At 69.0% G+C, this 19,462-nt stretch carries 18 protein-coding genes; 8 read left to right on the top strand and 10 right to left on the bottom strand.

Translation table 11 applies throughout. From position 1 onward, the window contains the following. Window positions 1–32 precede the first annotated feature (32 nt). The 3 genes from ACYVN4_RS03170 (at window position 33) to ACYVN4_RS03160 (ending at window position 2,806) form a co-directional block, all read left to right on the top strand. A complete protein-coding gene (locus ACYVN4_RS03170; protein WP_460717684.1) occupies window positions 33–1,337 on the top strand; it encodes a low temperature requirement protein A in 1,305 nt (434 codons plus the stop codon). A 106-nt stretch (window positions 1,338–1,443) separates the two neighbouring features. Continuing rightward, window positions 1,444–1,980, top strand: a complete 537-nt coding sequence (locus ACYVN4_RS03165) for a hypothetical protein (protein ID WP_460717683.1) — start codon at window positions 1,444–1,446, stop codon at window positions 1,978–1,980. Window positions 1,981–2,110: 130 nt separating this feature from the next. Further along, the gene (locus ACYVN4_RS03160) at window positions 2,111–2,806 is read left to right on the top strand and encodes a hypothetical protein (protein WP_460717682.1); all 696 of its coding nucleotides are present in this window, start codon (window positions 2,111–2,113) and stop codon (window positions 2,804–2,806) included. A 2-nt stretch (window positions 2,807–2,808) separates the two neighbouring features. On the opposite strand, the gene ACYVN4_RS03155 is transcribed toward ACYVN4_RS03160, so the two are convergent. Genes ACYVN4_RS03155 through ACYVN4_RS03145 form a run of 3 tightly spaced genes read right to left on the bottom strand, consistent with a single transcriptional unit; the run spans window position 2,809 to window position 4,117 of the window. Further along, window positions 2,809–3,279, bottom strand: a complete 471-nt coding sequence (locus tag ACYVN4_RS03155; protein WP_460717681.1) for a MarR family winged helix-turn-helix transcriptional regulator — start codon at window positions 3,277–3,279, stop codon at window positions 2,809–2,811. Next, complete coding sequence (locus ACYVN4_RS03150; RefSeq protein ID WP_460717680.1) at window positions 3,276–3,698, bottom strand: EVE domain-containing protein; 423 nt, start codon at window positions 3,696–3,698, stop codon at window positions 3,276–3,278. Before ACYVN4_RS03150 ends, ACYVN4_RS03155 begins: the two co-directional genes overlap by 4 nt. After that, the gene (locus ACYVN4_RS03145; RefSeq protein ID WP_379360807.1) at window positions 3,695–4,117 is read right to left on the bottom strand and encodes an SRPBCC family protein; all 423 of its coding nucleotides are present in this window, start codon (window positions 4,115–4,117) and stop codon (window positions 3,695–3,697) included. The genes ACYVN4_RS03150 and ACYVN4_RS03145 overlap by 4 nt, the downstream gene beginning before the upstream one ends. A gap of 108 nt (window positions 4,118–4,225) precedes the next feature. Between ACYVN4_RS03145 and ACYVN4_RS03140 the strand changes: the two genes are divergently transcribed. Then, entirely contained in the window at window positions 4,226–4,477 is a 252-nt protein-coding gene (locus tag ACYVN4_RS03140) for a mycoredoxin (RefSeq protein WP_460717679.1), read from the top strand. 82 nt (window positions 4,478–4,559) lie between these two features. Here ACYVN4_RS03140 and nudC read toward each other — a convergent pair whose 3' ends face one another. The 4 genes from nudC to ACYVN4_RS03120 form a co-directional block, all read right to left on the bottom strand. Continuing rightward, a complete protein-coding gene (gene nudC / locus ACYVN4_RS03135) occupies window positions 4,560–5,486 on the bottom strand; it encodes an NAD(+) diphosphatase (protein WP_460717678.1) in 927 nt (308 codons plus the stop codon). 26 nt (window positions 5,487–5,512) lie between these two features. Next, entirely contained in the window at window positions 5,513–6,571 is a 1,059-nt protein-coding gene (locus ACYVN4_RS03130) for a potassium channel family protein (protein ID WP_460717677.1), read from the bottom strand. 131 nt (window positions 6,572–6,702) lie between these two features. Beyond that, window positions 6,703–10,536, bottom strand: coding sequence for an ATP-dependent helicase (locus ACYVN4_RS03125; RefSeq protein ID WP_460717676.1), 3,834 nt, complete (start codon window positions 10,534–10,536; stop codon window positions 6,703–6,705). Further along, window positions 10,533–14,396: a PD-(D/E)XK nuclease family protein gene (locus ACYVN4_RS03120; protein ID WP_460718351.1), complete on the bottom strand. Its 3,864-nt coding sequence runs from the start codon at window positions 14,394–14,396 to the stop codon at window positions 10,533–10,535. Before ACYVN4_RS03120 ends, ACYVN4_RS03125 begins: the two co-directional genes overlap by 4 nt. Window positions 14,397–14,526: 130 nt before the next feature. Between ACYVN4_RS03120 and ACYVN4_RS03115 the strand changes: the two genes are divergently transcribed. From ACYVN4_RS03115 to ACYVN4_RS03105, 3 genes are read left to right on the top strand one after another with little or no spacing between them, the layout of a single operon-like run. After that, a complete protein-coding gene (locus ACYVN4_RS03115) occupies window positions 14,527–15,327 on the top strand; it encodes an alpha/beta fold hydrolase (RefSeq protein WP_460717675.1) in 801 nt (266 codons plus the stop codon). A 1-nt stretch (window position 15,328) separates the two neighbouring features. After that, window positions 15,329–15,631, top strand: coding sequence for an MGMT family protein (locus ACYVN4_RS03110; protein ID WP_460717674.1), 303 nt, complete (start codon window positions 15,329–15,331; stop codon window positions 15,629–15,631). A 35-nt stretch (window positions 15,632–15,666) separates the two neighbouring features. Further along, window positions 15,667–16,407: a VOC family protein gene (locus tag ACYVN4_RS03105; protein ID WP_460717673.1), complete on the top strand. Its 741-nt coding sequence runs from the start codon at window positions 15,667–15,669 to the stop codon at window positions 16,405–16,407. A gap of 64 nt (window positions 16,408–16,471) precedes the next feature. Here the strand turns inward: ACYVN4_RS03105 and ACYVN4_RS03100 are convergent, their stop codons facing one another. Both ACYVN4_RS03100 and ACYVN4_RS03095 read right to left on the bottom strand, forming a co-directional pair. Further along, the gene (locus ACYVN4_RS03100) at window positions 16,472–16,750 is read right to left on the bottom strand and encodes a WhiB family transcriptional regulator (protein WP_460718350.1); all 279 of its coding nucleotides are present in this window, start codon (window positions 16,748–16,750) and stop codon (window positions 16,472–16,474) included. A gap of 55 nt (window positions 16,751–16,805) precedes the next feature. Then, on the bottom strand, window positions 16,806–17,240 hold the full coding sequence (locus ACYVN4_RS03095; protein WP_460717672.1) for a hypothetical protein: 435 nt from the start codon (window positions 17,238–17,240) through the stop codon (window positions 16,806–16,808). 220 nt (window positions 17,241–17,460) lie between these two features. Here ACYVN4_RS03095 and ACYVN4_RS03090 point away from each other — a divergent pair, with 220 nt between their 5' ends. Continuing rightward, a complete protein-coding gene (locus ACYVN4_RS03090) occupies window positions 17,461–18,360 on the top strand; it encodes an alpha/beta fold hydrolase (RefSeq protein ID WP_460717671.1) in 900 nt (299 codons plus the stop codon). 51 nt (window positions 18,361–18,411) lie between these two features. Here the strand turns inward: ACYVN4_RS03090 and ACYVN4_RS03085 are convergent, their stop codons facing one another. After that, window positions 18,412–19,212: a helix-turn-helix transcriptional regulator gene (locus tag ACYVN4_RS03085; RefSeq protein WP_460717670.1), complete on the bottom strand. Its 801-nt coding sequence runs from the start codon at window positions 19,210–19,212 to the stop codon at window positions 18,412–18,414. Between the last annotated feature and the right edge of the window lie 250 nt (window positions 19,213–19,462).

The following is a 19,462-nucleotide window of genomic DNA, read 5'->3' as shown; positions in this document are numbered from 1 at the left end:
TGCGTGGCGGTCGGTCCGATTAGCGTGCTGATGTGGTCGATGAGACAACTGAGACACCCGAAAACCCCGAGGGTGAGACACCGGAAACCCACGAGCGCCACGCGAGCTGGATGGAGCTGTTCTTCGATCTGGTCGCGGTGGCCGGAATCGGGTCGCTGACCCACCTGCTGCACCGGGGGCCGTCGCTCGGTGATTTCGGCCTGTATCTGGTGCTGTTCCTGGCCTTCTGGATGGTGTGGGCCTGCATCACTCTGTACGGCAATATCGCACGTGACCAGACACGAGTACCGCTGATGCTGACCGCGATGCTGGGACTGGGTCTGATGGCGGCGGCCGTGCCCGGCATCCCGGATCGGCACTCCACCACCTTCGCGGCGGTCTATATGCTGGTGCGGCTGGGCTCCGAACACCTCTGGGGCCGCGGCAAGATCGTGGTCGACTGGCCCGCGGTCCAGCTCACCACCGGCGTGTACCCGTGGATCATCTCGCTGTGGGTGCCCGAACCGGCGAAGTACTGGCTGTGGGTGGCCGGTCTGGCACTGGATCTGTGGATCATGTTCGCGGTGACCGGCGATCAGGTGCTGGCCGAGGCCCGTAAGCGGCTGCAAGCCGGGATCGGCCGCTTCCGGCAGAACCCGCGCTTCGATCCGGAGCGCTTCGATCCGGACCGGGTACCGAAAATGGAAGCGCTGCACGCCGATCCGGCGCACCTGGGTGAACGCCTGGGCCTGTTCGTGATCATCGTGCTCGGCGAGGGCGTCATCGGCATCATCACCGCTCTCGGCGACCAGTCCTGGACCGCCGCGGTCCTGGGCCTGGCCTTCGCCGCCTTCGTGATCCTGGCCGGGATGTGGGCCCTGACCCTGCTGTTCGGCTTCGTCCCCCGCCTGATCGCCGAAACCGGCACCGCGGAGGGCGAGCCCTGGCAGCGCATCATGCTCACTCATTGCGGCATCACCGGCGGCCTGGCCGCGCTGGCCGCCGGGCTGGGCCTGGCCATGGGGCACGCGCACGGGCATCTGAGCACCGGGGTCGGCTGGGCGCTGTGTGGCGGTGCCGCAGCCTATTTCGCGGTTGTCGGGCTGAGCGGCGTGCGCAGCGGTGGGGGCTGGCGGCGACAGTTGATCTGGCCGCTGCCGTGCGCGGTGCTGGCCGTGGCCCTCGGGTTCGCCGCGTCACACCTCACCGCGCTGCCGCTGGTCTGCGCGGTCGCGGTGCTGGTGATCTGGCCGCTGTTGTGGGAGACCTGGTCGGCGGGCAAGTGGCGCAACGGCTCCGGCCCGGCCCGCCCGCACCGGCGTGCGCGCCAGCACGGCAGCGAGGCCGCTAACATTTAGTTCCTCATAATTCGACGGTCTCCGCCGGCTTCAAATGCAGTGATATTGGCGAGTTATGCCAATTTCTCACCCTGCGAGATTGTCAGCTACCGATTAGCATCCAAGAATGCCCACCGTGACCGACCGGATCAGCGCGGGACCGCGCGGGCTTGCGGCCGGGTCCGTCTCGGGGGCGGTGGCGGCACACGGGTGGTCGGTGGAGACCGCGAGTCCGAACCTGATTTCCGTGTCGCTGCTCGTCCTCTGTTCGGCGGCGATCGGCGCGCTGGTCGCCGGGTGGGCCCCACTGCGACACGGCCGCATCGGTCTGATCGTCGCCCTGGTGCTGGGACAGTCGCTCGGGCATTTGACGATCGGCCTGGAATCCGGTCACGCGCGGACCCACGAATTGCGGCCGTCCGCGACCTCGATGCTCGTACACCTGTGTGCCGCCATCGCTTTGGCGCTGGTGATCTGCGGCATGGAGGCCGCCTACCGGTTCGCGAGTGCCGCCCTGTCGCGCGCGCTGCCGCTGCGCTATCACCCACCCGCCACCCCGGAAGTAGTGCGGCCGTTCACGATTCACCGTGACCGCGTCATTCTGCGCATTTTCGGAGTCGCGGCGCTGTACGGCCGCGCTCCCCCGCGCCTCGCCCACGTCTGATCTTTTCGCCTCTCCCCTTTCTTGCGAGGTGGTGCCGCCGCATGCGCGCGGACCGCCGGACGCGTATGCAGCCATGGATCCGGTCGTGGCCGATACCGCTGCCGGACAACGCGATTCAAGGATCATTCCGATGAGAATCAATACTCTGGCCGCGGTCGCGGCCTTCATCTCCACTTCGCTGGGCATGACCACCCCGGCGAATGCGGACTCCCCCGTCCAGGATGCGGTCGGCTTCAACGCCCATATCCGGGATGCCTCCGCGGTCATCGTGACCGACGGCGGCTCGATGGCCGTGGAGGACGGCACATTCACCATCCGCGCCGCTGACGGGACCGTCCTGACCGGCACCGAATTGGCCTTCCGGGTGGACGATTTCGAGTTCCCGATCGATGCGAGCATCACCGGCCGCACCGCCACCCTCACCCCGGCGCTGGACATGGCCCGGGCGGTGTACAAACCGGTGGCCATGCCCTTCGAGGACAAGGCGGGCTGGGACGGTCCCTACGACCGAGAGCAGGACGCCTGGAACCGCATGACCAGCACCATCGGTCTGGGCCTGTCGATCGGAGCGCTCGGCGGGGCGTTGGGTGGCGCGGCCATCGGCTGTGTGCTCGGCGGCCTGGCGGGCGCGGGCATCGCCTCGGCCACCCTGATCGGTCTGTTCGGTCCGTTTCTCCCCGCCGCGGTGATCGGATGTCTGGCGGGGGTCATTGCCCTCGGTGTGCTGGGCAGCGTCGCCGGGACGATCCTGATCAGTACACCGATCGCGATCGCCGCCGCCGTGCAGTACTTCACCACCATCAATGAGCCGATGCCGGTGAGCTGAGTTCAGCTCGCGGGGTCGCGGTCTCGCAGTTGGCGGAGCGCAGCGGTGAAGCGGCCGGTGCGCTCCCCCAGCGGGGCGAAGAATTCGCGGTCGCAGGCTTCCACCGCGCCGATGGCCCGATTCACCAGGGCCGCACCGGATTCGGTGGCGACGAGGGATTTGGCGCGTTTGTCGGTGGGGTGGTCGCGGCGTTCCAGCAGACCCTTCTGCTCCAGGGTGCGCAGCACCTGGGAGGTCATCATCGGGTCGGTGGCGGCCTGGTTGGCGAGGTCGCGCTGGGTGACCGGGTCACCGGCGGAGTGGCCGGTGAGCCAGGTCAGGGCGGCGAGCAGGACGAATTGGACGTGGGTCAGGTCGAAGGGGGCGAGGGCCGCGCGTTGCGCGGCCTGCCAGCGATTGGTCACCTGCCAGAGCAAGAGACCGGGGCTGTCGTCGGCGTCCTCGAACTCGGTGTGTAGTCCGCCATTGGTCACTGGCCGACCATAGCGCGGGAGATGAGTTCGAAATCGTGCTCGGTGAGTTCGATCAGGCCGCGTCGCAAGACGATCCCCCAGTTGGGGACGCTGGTGAGGTCGAGTTCGGTGCGCAGTTCGTCGATCGGAACATCGCGGGCATCGCGGTCGTAGTCGACCGCGCGCCGCCACGGGCGGAAGCAGCCGCCCTGCTCTTCGACCTGCCAGGCCGGGCCCTCGGCGATGGTGCCGAGGGCGGTGAAGGACTTGATCGGTTCGCCCTCGCGCATGCCGGTGCGGGGCGAGTAGTAGACGAGTCCGTCCCCGGCGCTCATCCGTTCCACGGCCGTGCGCTTGCCGTGATTGGCCTGTGCGAAGCCGAGTTCCACGCCGCGGCGGACGTGGTCGCGGGAGACGACCCCGAGCCAGTACCTGGTCATACCAGCACCGCCTCGGCGGCGGCGACCAGCGCGTCGACATCGCGCTGCAGGGAGGCGGCGAGATCCTTGCCCATGATCTTGTTCCACAGTCCGCGCAGCGGACCTTCGAACGAGACCCGGACGGTGACGGTGGTGATGCCGTCGGCGACGGTGACCTCGTGGGCGAAGATCAGCCGGGCGCCGATCAGTTTGGACGAGTCGATGAATTCGGTGTCGGTGAGCTTGGTGACGACGAACTTGGTCTTGGGGCCACCCTTGGGCTTGAGGACTCCGGTCGCGCCCTGAACGAATTCGCCGTCGAGGCGGACCCATTCGGTGTCCTGGTTCCATTCCGGCCAGGTGGCCATGTCGGCCCACTTGGTGAAGAAGGCGGCGGGGGTGGCGGTCGAGGTGGCGGTGGCTGCTGCGATCTGCGTCATGAGAATAGTATGCGCGCTTACTATTCTCCCGTCAACCCCTGATCTCCGATCGGCTCACAGTGGGCCGCCGAGGGGAACACGATCGGGCGGGAGTATGTTGCACGACTCGTGACTGCAACCGACCTGACCATGTACTCGACGACCTGGTGCGGCTACTGCCGTCGGCTGAAGACCCAGCTCGACGAGGCCGGGATCACCTACGAGGTGATCGACATCGAGGACCATCCGGAAGCCGCCGAATTCGTCGGCAGCGTGAACAACGGCAACCATGTGGTGCCGACGATCAAGTACCGGGATGGCTCGACCGCCACCAATCCGAGCCTGGTTCAGGTGAAGGAAGCGCTCGCCGCCATCGGCTGAGCCTCCCCACTACCAACAAGGAAGCCGCACACCGAGGGGTGTGCGGCTTCCTGTCGTCCTGATAAGCCCCTATCGACCCGGATCAGACTGCGGCGGCCCAGGATTCGACGATGGTCCGGGCGATCGAGATCGAGCCGGGCAGCAGTAGCTTGCGGTCGGTGCCCACGAGCTCGTCGGAATCCTTACGGCCCCACGCGCCCGCGGCCAGCGCCTGGCGCACCTCGTCGCGGGTGAACCAGTACGCCTCGACGATCTCGCCGTCGTGGAAGGCGACCGGCTGCTCCGGGTCCGCCACGGCCGCGAAGCCGAGCATCAGCGAGCGCGGGAAGGGCCAGGGCTGGCTGCCGAGGTAGCGGATGTCGGTGACATCGACCCCGACCTCTTCCTTGATCTCGCGTTCGACGCAGCGTTCGAGGGACTCCCCCGCCTCGACGAATCCGGCCAGCAACGAGAAAAGGCCCTCGGGCCAGGAGTTCTGGCGGCCCAGCAGGACGCGGTCGCCGCCGTCGTGGATGAGGCAGATGACGGCCGGGTCGGTGCGCGGGAAGTCCTCGTGCCCGGCTTCGCTGGTGCGCGACCAGCCGCCGTTGGTGGAGTGGGTGGGGGTGCCGTCGACCGCGCTGTAGGCCGCCTTGTCGTGCCAGTTCAGCAGGGCGATGGCGGTGGCGAGCAGGCCGAGGCCGAAATCGTCGAGGTCCAGGCCGGTGCCGTAGGCGCGCAGATCGACCAGCGCGCCCTCGATCGCGTTGTCGCGCACGGCCCACAGGTGGATGCCGCCGTCGACGCCGAGGAAGACGGCCTCGGGCGTGCGTTCGGGGGCGAGGGTGAGCGCGGGCTCGAGCACCACGGACCCGTTGTCGATGCGGACCTGGCCGCGCTTGTTCATTCGGAGGAGTTTCGCCTGCGCCCAGCCCTCTTTGAGGGCCTGCTCGTCGGCGCGTAGATCCTCCGCGCGGTCGAGCGTGGTACGGGACAGCACCGGAACGGCATTCAGCTGGAAACCTGACACACCCCGAGACTAGACGGGCGGGGTGCTCAGCCTTGGACGCGGCGCAGATAGAGCAGCCGGTCGCCGGTTTCGAGGGCGTCGGTTTCGGGATCGCCGACGCGGATGAGCCGGCCCTCGCGGACCACGCCGAGCACGATGTCGCGCAGGTGGCGCGGGGAGCCGCCGACCTCCTCGGTCTCGACGTCGCGCTCGGAGATGGCGAATCCGGCTTCGGGGGTGAGCAGGTCCTCGATCATATCGACCACGGCGGGGGTGGTGGTGGCGATGCCGAGCAGGCGGCCCGCGGTCTCGGAGGAGACGACCACCGAGTCCGCGCCGGACTGCCGCAGCAGATGCGTATTCTCGGCCTCGCGGACGGCGGCGGAAATCTTTGCCTTGGGATTGATTTCGCGCGCGGTGAGGGTCACCAGGACCGCGGTGTCGTCACGGTTGGTGGCGACCACGAGCGCCGCGGCATGCTGAACTCCGGCCAGCCGCAACACATCCGACCTGGTGGCCGAGCCGTGCACGGTGACGAGACCCGCATTGGCGGCGGACTCCAGGACCTGCTGGTCGGTGTCGACCACCACGATGTCACCGGCCGAGACGCCATCGGCCAGCATGGCATCCACGGCGGTGCGGCCCTTGGTGCCGTAGCCGACTACCACGGTGTGATTGCGCACGGTGTGCCTCCATCGCTGAATCTTGAACGCCTGCCGGGACCGTTCGGTGAGCACCGACAGGGTGGTGCCGACCAGGACGATCAGGAACAGCACGCGCAGTGGCGTGACCACGAGAATATTGATCAGCCGCGCGGTGGGCGTAACCGGTGTGATGTCGCCGTAGCCGGTGGTAGACAGCGACACCGTGGCGTAGTACGCGGCGTCGAGCAATCCCATACGGTCGCGGGCATTGTCGTGATAGCCGTCGCGGCCGACGTAGACCACCACGGTGGCCAGCACCAGCAGCAGGACCGCCAGACCCAGTCGGCGCGCGAGCGAATACCACGGGCTGGACTGAGCGGTCGGTACGCGCAGGATGCCGACCAGTGCGAAATCGGGCCGATCGTTCAGGTTGCCCAGACCACGCGTCGAATCACCGAACACGCGAATCACTCACTCGGGCAGTCGGCACGGTCAAGGGTTCTGGCTGCGGCACAGGTCCGGAGACTACCGGGCCGCGCCGGATTCGCCCGACAACCCGGCACTGATCCGCACGTCATCCCACGGCACCGCGATCAATCGTGCAGATCCGGCGGCAGGGACTCCGGGTCCGGCGGGGGCTCGAAGTCCCATGGCGCCTGGTCCGGGGGCGGCTCGCCCGCCGGCGCCGCCTCCGGCTCGCCGGGTTCGGGTCGGGCCGAAAGGTCGGCGGGGCGGAGCATTTCGACGTCGGTGGGCTCGGGTGGGCCGGGATCGTCGTCGTCGGGTTCTGGCGGGAGGGGCGGTTGCGGTGGGGTGGGCGGGACACGGCGGGGGGCCGCGGTGGTGATGATGGCGGCGAGTTCGGTTGGGCCGGGGAGGTGTTCGGGGGCGATGGTGCGGCCGGTGCGGACGTAGTGGAAGGCGGCCACGGTGTTGGTGAGGATGTCGGCTTCGGGGGTGCCGGTGCGGGCGGCTTCCAGGCGGGCCCAGGCCAGGCGGTAGACGGCGAGCTGGATGGCAACCGAATCCTCTTCGGCGCGTGCGGGTTCCGCGCCGGTCTTCCAGTCGACGACGACCCAGGTGCTGTCGGGGCGGCGGAAGACGGCGTCCATGCGGCCGCGGATCACGGTGCCCGCGAGGGTGGTTTCGAAGGAGATCTCGACCTCGACCGGGTTGCGGTCGGCCCATGGCGAGGCCAGGAACGCCTCTTGCAGGCGCATCAGGTCGGTATCGGTGTCGGCGATGTCGGCCGCGCCGGGCAGCTCCTCGAAGCCGAGCAGGCGGGTGCCGGAGAACCAGCGTTGCAGCCAGGCGTGGAAGGCGGTGCCGCGACGGGTGTAGGGGCTGGGCGGGTAGGGCAGCGGGCGGCGCAGGCGCGCAGCCAGTTTCGCGGGGTCGGCGCGCAGGTCGACCAGGGCGGTGGCGGCAAGCTGGCCGGGCAGTTCGATCTCGCGGACGGCCTGTTCGGCGGCGAGGTGCTCGGCGATGAGGGCGCTGACGTCCTCGGCCCAGCCTTCGTCGTCCTCGTCGTCGACGACATCGGGTTCGGGTTCCGCTGGGGCACCGCCGAATTCGGGGCCGAAGTCGAGTTCGGTCTGCTGCGGCCGGGATTCGTCACGCAGGGTGGTGAGCGCGGTCTTCACCAGTTCCGCACCCTCCTCGACGAATTCGCGGCGGGAGCCCAGCGGGTCGCGGGGCCAGCCCGCGGTCTGCGGGTTGTCGGTGAAGGGGTTTACGGTGTCGGGCAGGGGCGGATCGTCCCAGCGGTCGATGCGGACGGTGCGGGCCAACGCCGAGCCGGGGGCTTCCGTCTCGTGCTTCAACTCGAGCAGAAAGGCCGAGGGCCCCTTGGGTTTCGAGCCGGTCTCCGACCAATGGTGGGCGGAGACGAACAGGGCGCGTTCGGTGCGGGTGAGGGCCACGTAGAACAGGCGGCGTTCCTCGTCGAGGCGGCGGGCGGCGAGGGCCTTCTTGTGTTGCTCGAGGGCGTTTTCCAGGTCGGCGCGGTCGTAGAGGTCGGCGAGGTCGAGCACCGGGACGCCGTCGGTGGCGTCCTCCTGCTCGCGGTCGCCGCGCAGCATGGTGGGGAGTTCGGCGAGCGCGCCCATCCAGGTGGCGGTGCCGGTGCCGGAGGGGAAGGTGCCGTCCACCACGTGCGGGACGGCGACCACCGCCCACTCCAGGCCCTTGGCGGCGTGCACGGTGAGCACCTGCACGCGGTCGTGGGCGACCTCGACTTCGCCGGGCTCCAAACCGTTTTCGACCTCTTCGGCGGCGGCCAGGAAGTCGAGCAGGCCGGACAGGGAGGAGCGGTGGTCGGCGGAATATCCGGCCACCACCTCGGCGAAGGCGTCGAGGTGTTCCCGGCCCGCGGCGGCGTGCGCGCGGCGGGTCTGGGTTTCCACGCCGACGCCGATGGTGCGCTCGACATCGGCGACCAGTTCGGCCAGCGGCTGCCCGGCGCGTTCCCGCAGGGCCGACAGTTCCCGGCCCAGCGCCGTGATTCGCGCGAAGCCGTGCGTCGAATACTCTTCCGGCTCACCGGGATCCGCGATGGCATCGCCGAGACCGGCCTTCTCGGCGGGTTCGGGCGCGACCTCGCGCAAGGCCTCGTTCAGCGTGGCGGTGTCGGTGATGGCGTCGGTCTGCCCGGCGGGCCGCCGGATGGACAGCGTGCGGGCGCGCCGCGAGAGCGCCGCGATATCGGAGACGCCGATGCGCCAGCGCGCACCGGTCAGGATCCGCACCGCCGCGCTACCGGCGGCCGGGTCGGCGATCAACCGCAGCGTCGCGACGATATCGGCGACCTCCGGGGTGTGCAGCAGTCCGCCCAGACCCACGATCTCCACGGGCAATCCGTGCGCGCGCAACGCTTCCGCCAGCGGCGCGGCATCGGCATTGCGCCGCACCAGCACCGCCGAGGTGGGCGGCGGCAGCCCGTCATCGCTCGCCGCCTCCCACTCGGCCGCGATCCGCTCCGCCACCCAGTCCCGCTCCACCGCAACGGTTTCCGCCAACGCCAACGCCACCGTCCCGGCGGTGGCATCCGGCCGCGGCCGCAGCGCGTCCACCGTCACTCCCCCACCCCGAGCCGCCCGCTCCCGCAGTGGATCCGACACCAGATTCGCCAGATCCAATGCCTCCGGCGGATTCCGCCAGCTGGTCAGCAGCGGCAGGATCGGCGCGGGAACCCCTGGCGCACTGGGGAAGTCGGTCGCGAACCTGGGCAGGTTGGCCGCCGACGCTCCGCGCCACCCGTAGATGGACTGCATCGGATCACCCACCGCGGTGACGGCCAGCGGCTGCCGCTCACCGCTCGCTATGGGCGTCGCCCCCGACTCATCGGAGACCTGCCCCGTCGTCCCGCCCGAGACCTGCCTCGTCATCCCGGCGTGCTTTTGGCCGGGATCCACACCCGGGCGTTGGATTCCGGCCAAAGGCACGCCGGAATGACGAGGGGAATCTCCGTCCGTGTGGCCGGGCGAGGCCGGTCCGGCCGCGGCGGGAGCTGCCGCGCCGAAGAGGGAGGAGAGCAGGATGCGTTGGGAGTGGCCGGTGTCCTGGTATTCGTCGAGCAGGACGAGGCGGAAGCGATCGCGTTCCGCGGCGCCGACTTCCGGGTGGGTGGCGGCGAGGCGGGCGGAGAGGGACATTTGGGCGCCGAAGTCGAGGGCGCCGCGGCGGCGGAGTTCTTCGGCGAGACGGTCGACGAGAGGGAGGAGGGCGACGCGTTCGTGTTGGGCTTCGAGGAGGTCGAGGAGTGCCTTCTTCGGGCCACCCTTCTGGCGGGGACCGGCCGGGAGCGTATGGACGAGGCGTTCCAATTCCAGGTGGGCGGTGGCCAATTGGTGAGGTTGGACCAGGTGTTCGGCGAGTTGGCCGGAGAGGGCGAGGACGGCCTCGGTGACGCCGACGGGGCTGCGGTCGGTGTCGAGGTCGCCGTCCCAGGTGGAGACGACGCGGTAGGCGAGCTGCCAGAGCTGGGTCTGGGTGAGCAGGGTGGCGGTGGGTTCGACGGGCAGCAGCAGGCCGTATTCGGTGAGCAGGCGGCCCGCGTAGGAGTGGTAGGTGCTGATCTCCGGTTCGGAGGCGGTGAGCAGGCCGCGCAACCGTCCGGTGGGGTCGATGTCGCGCACGACGGGTGCGCCCGCCAGCCGGGCCAGGCGGGTGCGGATGCGAGTCGTCAACTGCTGGGCGGCTTTTCGGGTGAAGGTCAGGCCCAGCACCTGTTCGGGTTCGACCAGCCCGTTGGCCACCATCCACACCACGCGGGCGGCCATGGTCTCGGTCTTGCCCGCGCCCGCACCCGCCACCACCAGGGTCGGGCCGGGCGGGGCGGCGATGACGGCGGCCTGTTCGTCGGTGGGCGGCGGCAGGCCCAGCGCGTCGGCGAGCTGACGCGGGTCGATACGCGGACCCGCGTTCACTCGTCCGTCACCTGCCGACCGGTGTCCTGGACCGGGCAGCTGCCGGCCACCTTGCAGTGGCGGCAGCCGTCATTGCGCATGGCCAGGTAGCTCGGCCCCTTGGAGGCGTCGGCGGCGTCGTGAATGGCGGTGCGCCAGGTCTCGATACCGTCGGCGTCCAGCGGCAGCTGCATGCGTTGGGTCGCGCCCTCCTTGCTGCTGGGCTTGGCGACGTACACCAGGCGCGCGCCACCGGGTTCGCCCTCGCCGAGCGCGCCCTCGGCGGCGGCGACCTGATAGGTGGCCAGCTGGGCGTGGTCCTGCGCGGCCTGCTTGGAGATGGGGGTCTTGCCGGTCTTCACATCGACGATCACGAAGCGGCCCAGGGCATCTCGCTCCACCCGGTCCACCCGGCCGCTGATCCGCACCGGCTGTTCGTGCGGGCCGCGCGCGGGCAGCACACAGTCCACCGGCACCTCGACGCCGATGGCGGTGAGCTCGTCGCGGGTATTGCGCAGCCAGGCCAGGAAGGTGTCGACCATGGTCTCGGTGCGGCGCAGTTCCGCGCGGGAGTGCCAGTTCTCGCCCTCGCGGGCGGCGGGGTCGATCTTCTTCCACGCCTTGGCCAGGGCCTGTTTCACCTGGTCCTCGTTGACCTGCCCGGCCAGCGCCTGCACCAGGGTGTGCACCAGATTGCCCTTGAGCGCGTGCGGGTTCTCGCCGTCGCCGCCGCCGTGACGTTCCAGCGCCCAGCGCAGAGGGCAGGTCTTGAGCTGATCCACGGTGGACGGCGAGAGCGAGATCGCGCCGTCTTCGCTGTCCCACAAGGGATTCGTGGACGAGATTTCGGCGGTGCCGTACCAGTCGTCGGGGTGGGCGCCGCGCACCCCGGCGTCCGCGAGCCGCGCCAACTGCTTCGCGGCGCGCATCCGGCGCTCCGGTGTCGTCTCGGGATCGCAGGCAGCCGAACGCAATTCGGCGATGAGAGCATGCATGGCCAGCGCCCGGCCGGGATCCACCGGTGTCGGGATCCGGCCCGGCGTGCCTTCCCCGGCGTCGGCGTCCATTTCGGCGAGGAACCGCGACGGCACCAGATCCTGGTCGCCCGTGACCGATTCGACCGCGGTGACCAGTAGTGACCGCCGCGCCCGGCTGCACGCGACCAGCAGCAGTCGCCGTTCCTCGGCCAGCAGCGGGGCGGCGCGGCTCACCTTCTCCCCCGAACCACTCACGCCCGCAAGCAGATCCACCAGATCCTCGACCCCGAGCAGGGTGCCGCGCTGCCGCAGGTTCGGCCAGATGCCCTCCTGGACGGCCGCCACCGCGACGGTGTCCCATTCCCGGCCCGCCGCGGCGTGCGCGCTGCAGATGGTGACCGCCTCGCCCGGATCGGTGACCGGCGCGTCGTCCTGCGGAATCTGCTGCTGCTCCAGGTATTCCACGAAGCCCTCGATGGTGGCGCGCGGCAGCCGGTCCACATACGACGCGGCCGCCTCGAACAGCCCGACCACCGCGTCCAGATCCCGGTCCGCCTGCATGCCGACCGCTCCCCCGCGCTCGGACTGCCCCACCCACCGCCGCTCCAGCGTGGACGCCGTCCACACCCCCCACATCACATCTTCCAGCCCACCCCGCTCCCGCCGAACCTTGCGCGCCCGCCCCATCGCCTTCAGCACCCGCTGCAACGGCGCGGCTTCCACCTTGGTCAGCTTCTCGAAAACCGCCCGATTCCCCACCCCGACCAGCAGATCCCGCAGAATCTCCGCCGAAGATCGATCCAGATCCGCGAAACGTGCGGCGTCCCCGTCGATTTCGGTGTCGCGCAAGGCACCGCCACCGGATTCGGCTGCGCGCAAGGCAGCACCTGCGGATTCGGCCACACGCGGGGCGCCGTCCCCGGAATCACCGGCAGGATCGTCCGCCGCGTCCTCGGACGGCTGCTCCGGGTAGCCGAGTTCGAGCACTGCGCGACGGATACCGCGCCGCAGCCGCCGCAGGCTGATCTGATCGGCACCACCGAGCGGCCCGGCAAGCAGATCGAGCGCATCATCGGCGGTGAACGAGATCGGCCGCGGATGCCGCACCGACGTCGGATCGCCCGCGGTTACGGCCCGCAACGCCAACAACATCCACATCGCACCCCGCCGCCGTGCCAACGGCACATCCGCGGGCGGCTGCCGCACCGGCACCCCGGCCGCCAGCAGTGCCCGCCGCAGCGGCGCGAGAGACAGCGGCACCGACCGCACGATCACCACCATTTGTGACCAGGGGACCCCGTGCGTGAGATGCGCCCGCCGCAGCTGATCGGCGATCAGCGCCGCCTCCTTGGCGGGCGTGGTCAGCACCTGCACCCGCACCTCACCAACGGATTGCGCACTATCCCAAGCATTCTCGGCACGGGCACCCCGGCCGAGCATCGGGGCGGATGATCCGTTCGCCATTCCGGCTGCACCGTTCGTCATCCCGGCGTGCTTGTGGCCGGGATCCACACCCACAGCGTGGATTCCGGCCAAGGGCACGCCGGAATGACGAGGGCGACCATTCGCCGCACGCGGTGGCTGGGCCGGGTCCTCGAGATCGGCGGCATCCTTGCTCCGCCTGCGGCCGTTCCTTCTCGTGCTGTCGCTGTTCCCTTCGGCGCTGTGTCCGTTGCCGGTCGGGTCGATGCCGCTTCCGGTCGGGCCGTCGCCGCCGGGCGAGCCGTGGCCGTTGCCGGGCGAGGCGTTGTTGTCGGTGAGGTCGGCGACAATATCGGCGAGGAAGTCGGTGGTGGGGCGGGTACGCGGGAGGCTCGGGAGTGGGGTGCGGTGGGAGGGGGAGCCGGGGAGGCGGGCGGCTATGCGGTCGGCTAATTCTTGGATAGCGGGGGTGGCGCGGTGGTTGTGGCGCAGGGTGATTCGGCGGTCGCGGGGGGCTCCGGGGTCGGCGGCGAAGCGGGAGTCGGCGCCGCGGAAGGTGTAGACGGCTTGGTCGGGGTCGGCGGCGATGACGGTGGTGGCGCCGCCGCTGCCGAGGGCGCGGATGAGTTGGGCGGCATGGGGGTCGAGGTGCTGGGCGTCGTCGGCGAGGATGCAGTGCAGGCGATTGCGTTCGGCGGCAAGGAGTTCCGGGTCGGCGTGGAAGGCGTCGAGGGTGGCGGTGACGAGTTCGGCGGCGTCGAGGGCGGGGGCGCTGGCCTCGGGGACGTCCATGCCGACCGACCAGCGCAGCATCATGATCTGCTCGTAGCGTTCGGCGAAGCGGCCCGCGGCGACCCATTCGGGGTGGCGGTGGACGCGGCCGAGCTCGATCAGATCCTCCGGCCCGAGACCACGTTCGGTGGCCCGCAACATGAGGTCCCGCAACTGTTCAGCGAACCCTGCGGCGGGCAGCGCCGGATGCAGGCGTTCGGGCCACTCGGCCGCGCCGTCGAGGAGGTCGCCGCGCAGCATCTCGCGAATGACGATGTCCTGCTCGGATCCGGTGAGCAGGCGCGGCGGCGGATTGCCGTGGGTGGCGGCGAAGGTACGCAACAGCCCGAAGGCATAGGAGTGGACGGTGCGCACCAGCGGCGCGCGGGTCGCGCCCGGCACGCCGCCCAGTTCCGGGTCGGCCTCGGCGATGCGGGCGTTGATGGCGGTGCGCACTGCGGTGGCCGCGCGCTTGGTGTAGGTGAGCACCAACACGGATTCGGGTGCGGCCCCGGCCAGGATGCGCGCAGCGGCCACATCGACCAGCAGTGCGGTCTTCCCGGTGCCGGGACCGCCGAGCACCTGCCAGGGCCGCCAGCCGGGGTCGATACCGACGTCGGAGAACAGCGGCCGGAGTTCGGCGTCCCACTCCCGCACGGGGGTCTGGGTTTGCGCCCGGCGCACCAATTGCACCGAGCTATCCGATCGCATCACGTCGGCTATTTCAACAGACCGCCCCGACAGTTCTCGTTTGCCATGAGTTGTCCGTGCTGCCGGTCACACGGCGTACGTCGTTCATGTCACGGTGCGTGAGCTGTTCATGTCGGCGTGAGGCAGCACAATGGGCGGGGTGGCGGAGCTTCATATTCATCGTTTCGGTCCCTCGACCGGTCCGGTCGTCCTGGCATTGCACGGCTTGACGGGCCACGGCCTGCGCTGGCAACAGCTGGCCGACGACCATCTCCCCGATGTCCGGATCCTTGCACCGGATCTGCGCGGCCACGGGAGGTCGCCCGGCGTGCCGCCGTGGGATTTCGAAACTTTGGTCGATGATCTCGCGGCGCTGCTGCGCGCGGAGACCAGCGAACCGGTAGTGGTGCTCGGGCATTCGTTCGGCGCCGCCACCGCGGTGCACCTGGCGCACCGCCGCCCGGAGCTGGTGCGGGCGCTGGTGCTGCTGGACCCGGCCATCGGCCTGGAGGCCGACCGCATGCTGCACATCGCGAACTCGATGCTGGCCGCACCGGATTACGCGAGCGTCGAGCAGGCCCGCTTCGACAAGCTGGAGACCGCCTGGGGTGAGCTGGACCCGGCCGTGCTCGAGGCGGAGCTGGCCGAGCATCTGGTGCCGACCGTCGCGGGCCGCTACGGCTGGCGCATGTCGATGCCCGCGATCATCTCGTTCTGGGGTCAGATCGCCCGCGATTTCGTGCTGCCGCCGCGCGATCTGCGGACGGTCCTGGTGCAGGCGATGAAGGTGAGCCCGCCCCTGGTGTCCCCCGGTTTCCGTGCGACGCTCACCGCGCATCTGGGCGAGCGGATCACCGTGCACGAATTCGATTGCGACCACATGGTGGCGCAGGCCCGGCCCGCCGAGACCGCCGCGCTGGTGCGCGAGGTGTTGCAGGCCCGGGATATCTGAAATGCCAACCACCGAAGCCGAAGTCGAGCGGGTGCGCGCATTGGTGGCGGCCATTCCGCCGGGCCGGGTGTCCACCTACGGGGATATCGCGGCCGCGGCGGGGTTGTCCACGCCGCGCACGGTCGGCTGGATCATGCGCACCGATGCGGCCGATCTGCCGTGGCATCGGGTCTTGCGCGCAAATGGCACGCCCGCACCGCATTTGGCGCATCGGCAACTGGCGGAGCTGATCGCCGAGGGCTGCCCCATGGTGGACGGCCGGGTGGATATGCGCCGCGCCCGGCACCACTTCCCGCAGACCTGATCCGGGATCCCGGCCCGGCGGTTACCGTGGGATTCATGTCCACTCGGCTGGCATGCGTGGTTTTCGATGCGGAGCGACCCAGGTCGGTGGCCCGCTTCTGGGCCGAGTTGCTGGGCTGGGAGGTGACGGTGGATCGGCCCGGGGAGGTCGATGTGGCCGCGCCGGACCCGGACGGCCTGGACGTGGCGCTCACCTTCCTGCCCGCCCGGCGGCCCAAGACCGCCCTCAATCGCATCCACCTGGATCTGTCGGCCCGCTCCCTGGATCATCAGCGGCTGCAGGTGGATCGCGCACTGGCGTTGGGCGCGCGCCGGGTGGATATCGGTCAGGGTGCGGTGCCGTGGACGGTGCTGGCCGATCCTGAGGGCAATGAGTTCTGTGTGCTGGAGCCGCGTGAGGAGTACGTGGACACCGGCGCGGTCGCGGCCATCGCGATGGATACCCGGGATCCGTTGCGGCTGGCCGAATTCTGGTCCACCGCCACGGGTTGGCCGCTGACCCTGCAGAATTCCCGCTACGCCGGGATCCGCTCGGCCACCGGGCAGGGCCCGTGGCTGGAATTCCTGCACCGGCCGGAAGCGGCGGGCAAATGCGGCCGCCTGCATCTGGATCTGGTCGCCTTTCCCTGTGACGACCCGGCCGCGGAGGCGGCCCGGTTGCGGGCCGCGGGCGCGGTGCCGGTGGTGGCGGGCGCTCCGGTGAACGCCGCTGATCCGGTGGTGCTGGCCGATCCGGAAACCAACGAATTCTGTTTGCTACAGCCAACTATCGATTGACCGGGATCGATAGCAGGCCGCCGATCCGGCCGCTTCCCCGCGGCGGATCGGCCCGGGTCATCGCTCAGGCCGCGCCGCGTTCGTAGCGCCGGCGTTCGCGCGGCGATAGGCCGCCCCAGATGCCGAAGCGCTGATCGTGGCTGAGCGCGTAGTCGAGGCATTCCTTGCGCACCTCGCAGGAGGTGCAGATGCGCTTGGCCTCCCGGGTGGAGCCGCCCTTGTCGGGGAAGAACGCCTCCGGATCGGTTTGGGTGCACAGCGCCTGCTGATGCCAGGATTCGCTCTCGGATCCGTCCCGGCGAGCGAGGGATTCGAACATGGCGTCGAAATTGGTAAATAGCATCTTCACTTCCATATCCCTTCGATCAATGGCCACTAAAAGAAAACGGTCGGTACGTTTAACCCATCGAGCAATCACCGGCGACCGCGGCCAACCGGGCCTGCTCGCCATTGACGAAGATGCGACGCGCATGCACCGCTGCCGGTGCGCCCGACCAAGGCGCGAGTGCGGTGGTGAACATGAGTTCACACCAGCTCAATGCCGGCACCGCACCGCCGGCGAGCGTATTCAGCAGGGAAAGTTCCTGATCGCTGTCGTTCCAAGCGGCAAACAGCCACGAAGCGTCGAGTCGGCCGAGAAATTCTTCGGCGTCCTCCGGAATACCGAGCGGGGCGTCGACGGCGAGGTGCACGACCGCGGAAATCGCGTGCCGCATACGTGCATCCAGGCCGACCCCGTCGTGCAGCAGCAGCCCTTCCAGCGACTCCCGCAAACCGGCGCCGCGGTCGATCCGGAAGTCGTTACGGCGGGCCGCGGTGGTGATGTCGAACATTGTTTCCTCCCTTGAAATTGCGCTTGTCCCAAAAGCGCCACGGCCTGATTAAAAAGGCATTGTGATCTTGTTGTCCAGTTTTGAGGCAATCTGGGGCAAACCCCTAGCAGTACTGACACTGACGAGTGTGGGTACCCGTCGGGAACCGCACCGGAGGGTGCCTGGCACCACGCGGGCAAACATCTAGGGAGCGACCGCTTCCGCCGTTTATGGTCCGACCATGCCTTATGTGCGATCCGGTTCAGCCACCGTCCATTTCAACGTCGACCAGCACCGGAACCCCGGCGCCGGGACCAACCCCACCCTGCTGCTCGCCCACGGATTCTTCATGGACGAGTCGATGTTCGAGCCCATGCGCGAACCCCTGGCAGCCGCCGGCGTCAATCTCGTGACAATCGATGCGCGGTGCCATGGACGCACCCAGTCACCCGATGGCGAACCGTTCAGCTATTGGGATCTGGCCGCCGACGGATTGGCGGTGCTGGATGAACTCGGCATCGAGAAGGCCGTGGTCGGCGGAATGAGCCAGGGCGGGTATGCGGCTTTGCGCATGGCATTGCTGGCCCCGGAGCGGGTGCAGGGGCTGGCGTTGATCGATACCGAGGCGAGCGCGTGCAGCCCGTCGGAATTGGCCTTCTATCGCGAATTCTTCGAACGCTGGACGGGTTCGGAGCCGATGGCCCCGCTGGTGGCCGAATTGGCCCCGCAGATCATCGGGGGCACCGATCCGCGACTATGGCGGGCCTGGACCAGCCGCTGGTACGGCTCGGACCGTCAGGCCATCGCGCCCGCGGCCCGCTGCCTGATGGACCGGCGCTCGGTGCTGCATCGACTACCCGAGATCACCGCCCCGGCGCTGGTGGTCCGCGGTAGTCACGATGCCACCAGCACCGCCCAGAAGTCCGAGGCGATAGCCACCGGACTGTCCGGGTCCGATGGTGTGGTGACCATTCCCGGCGCCGGGCACGGCGCGGCCTGGACGCATCCGGAAGTGGTTGTGCCGCTGCTGATCCGGCTGGTGGAGCGGGCCACCGTCAAGCGCGAGAGCAGGCTGGCGCAGGCCCTGGGCGCGCCGTGGCTGAACCGGCGCGGGTTGCCCGAGATTCAAGCCGCCCAGTGACGATCTCGAGCAGTGCAGTGAGGACGTGACCCGCGAGCCGTGCCCCGAAGGTCACGGCCGCTCGGTCTCCTGATCCTCGTGCCAGCTCGGAATGCCGAGGAAGATCTGAATCTGGCTGGGATAGGCGGCATTGAACACGCTGAACAGCTGCACCGCGATGTCGAAGCGACGGCCGCCGTCGCGTTCGCGCAGTTTCATGGTGGCGCGGGGCCGGCCGTAGGCGGCGATCCCCTCGTCCCACATTTCCCGAAAAAGTCCGAATCGTCCGAGTTCAGCGAGGAATTCGACGGACCAGGCGGTGTCGCCGGAGCTCGCGATCAGCCCGCGCAGCCAGTGCACGGTCAGCCGGACCTCCTCCTCCCACTCGACCATGGCGTCGCGGGCCATCTCATTGCCCAGCAACCAGCGCAGGATATTCACATCGCGGGCCAGTCCGGGGAAAGCGCGCGCGTAGCTTTCGTTGCAGGCCAGCACATTCCAGCGGGTGTCGACGTAGGCGGCCAGATTCGGCTCGTGCAGTTCGAGCGCGCGGCGCATGTCGTCGGTGATTTCGGCCCGCAGTTGTTCCACGGTCGGAAATTCGCTGACCCCGAGTCCGGCCAGATCGAGCAGATGCCGGCGCTCGACAGCCGAGAGCGGTGTTATTCGATCCAGATATCGCAGCAGCGCATCCACTACTTCCCGGGTGGGATGGCCACGATCGCCCTTCTCCAAATGGCTGATGTAGCTGGCGCTCACACCGGCATTGAACGCGAGCCTTTCTCGCGATACACCACGGGCATCACGCAGGCGGCGTAACAGCAGTCCGAATGTCGGGGGCTTCAGATCGTCGGAGTCCCTATCCGGTTTCACGCCCAGCACCACGCCGTTCCCTCTCCACAAACATTCAGCAAACCAACCTTCATCGCTCTGAGTCCTCCTGGTACCGGACAGTGGGACCCGGTGTGACGCCTGGTGTGAACTGTGACGAACGCCGCGTTCTTCGTCAGTTCTCAGGTCGGATACTGCCATATGAGGTAGTTCCCAACGTTAAAACAAGGCCATTTCTACTATGTGTCGTACCACATCGCATAACGTAACGAGTATCGGCAATTGCATAGCA

This window comes from Nocardia heshunensis (assembly GCF_054782115.1).
The sequence above is the reverse complement of the archived record's forward strand: the minus strand, read 5'-3'. Positions and strand labels throughout refer to the sequence as shown.

Excerpts from the sequence above, each read along its gene's own strand:
- ACYVN4_RS03110 (WP_460717674.1), top strand. The coding sequence starts at position 15,329 with ATGCCAACCACCGAAGCCGAAGTCGAGCGGGTGCGCGCATTGGTGGCG.
- ACYVN4_RS03105 (WP_460717673.1), top strand. The coding sequence starts at position 15,667 with ATGTCCACTCGGCTGGCATGCGTGGTTTTCGATGCGGAGCGACCCAGG.
- ACYVN4_RS03150 (WP_460717680.1), bottom strand. The coding sequence starts at position 3,698 with ATGACCAGGTACTGGCTCGGGGTCGTCTCCCGCGACCACGTCCGCCGC.
- ACYVN4_RS03090 (WP_460717671.1), top strand. The coding sequence starts at position 17,461 with ATGCCTTATGTGCGATCCGGTTCAGCCACCGTCCATTTCAACGTCGAC.
- ACYVN4_RS03120 (WP_460718351.1), bottom strand. The coding sequence starts at position 14,396 with ATGCGATCGGATAGCTCGGTGCAATTGGTGCGCCGGGCGCAAACCCAG.
- ACYVN4_RS03115 (WP_460717675.1), top strand. The coding sequence starts at position 14,527 with ATGGGCGGGGTGGCGGAGCTTCATATTCATCGTTTCGGTCCCTCGACC.
- ACYVN4_RS03145 (WP_379360807.1), bottom strand. The coding sequence starts at position 4,117 with ATGACGCAGATCGCAGCAGCCACCGCCACCTCGACCGCCACCCCCGCC.
- ACYVN4_RS03165 (WP_460717683.1), top strand. The coding sequence starts at position 1,444 with ATGCCCACCGTGACCGACCGGATCAGCGCGGGACCGCGCGGGCTTGCG.
- ACYVN4_RS03160 (WP_460717682.1), top strand. The coding sequence starts at position 2,111 with ATGAGAATCAATACTCTGGCCGCGGTCGCGGCCTTCATCTCCACTTCG.
- ACYVN4_RS03100 (WP_460718350.1), bottom strand. The coding sequence starts at position 16,750 with ATGCTATTTACCAATTTCGACGCCATGTTCGAATCCCTCGCTCGCCGG.
- ACYVN4_RS03095 (WP_460717672.1), bottom strand. The coding sequence starts at position 17,240 with ATGTTCGACATCACCACCGCGGCCCGCCGTAACGACTTCCGGATCGAC.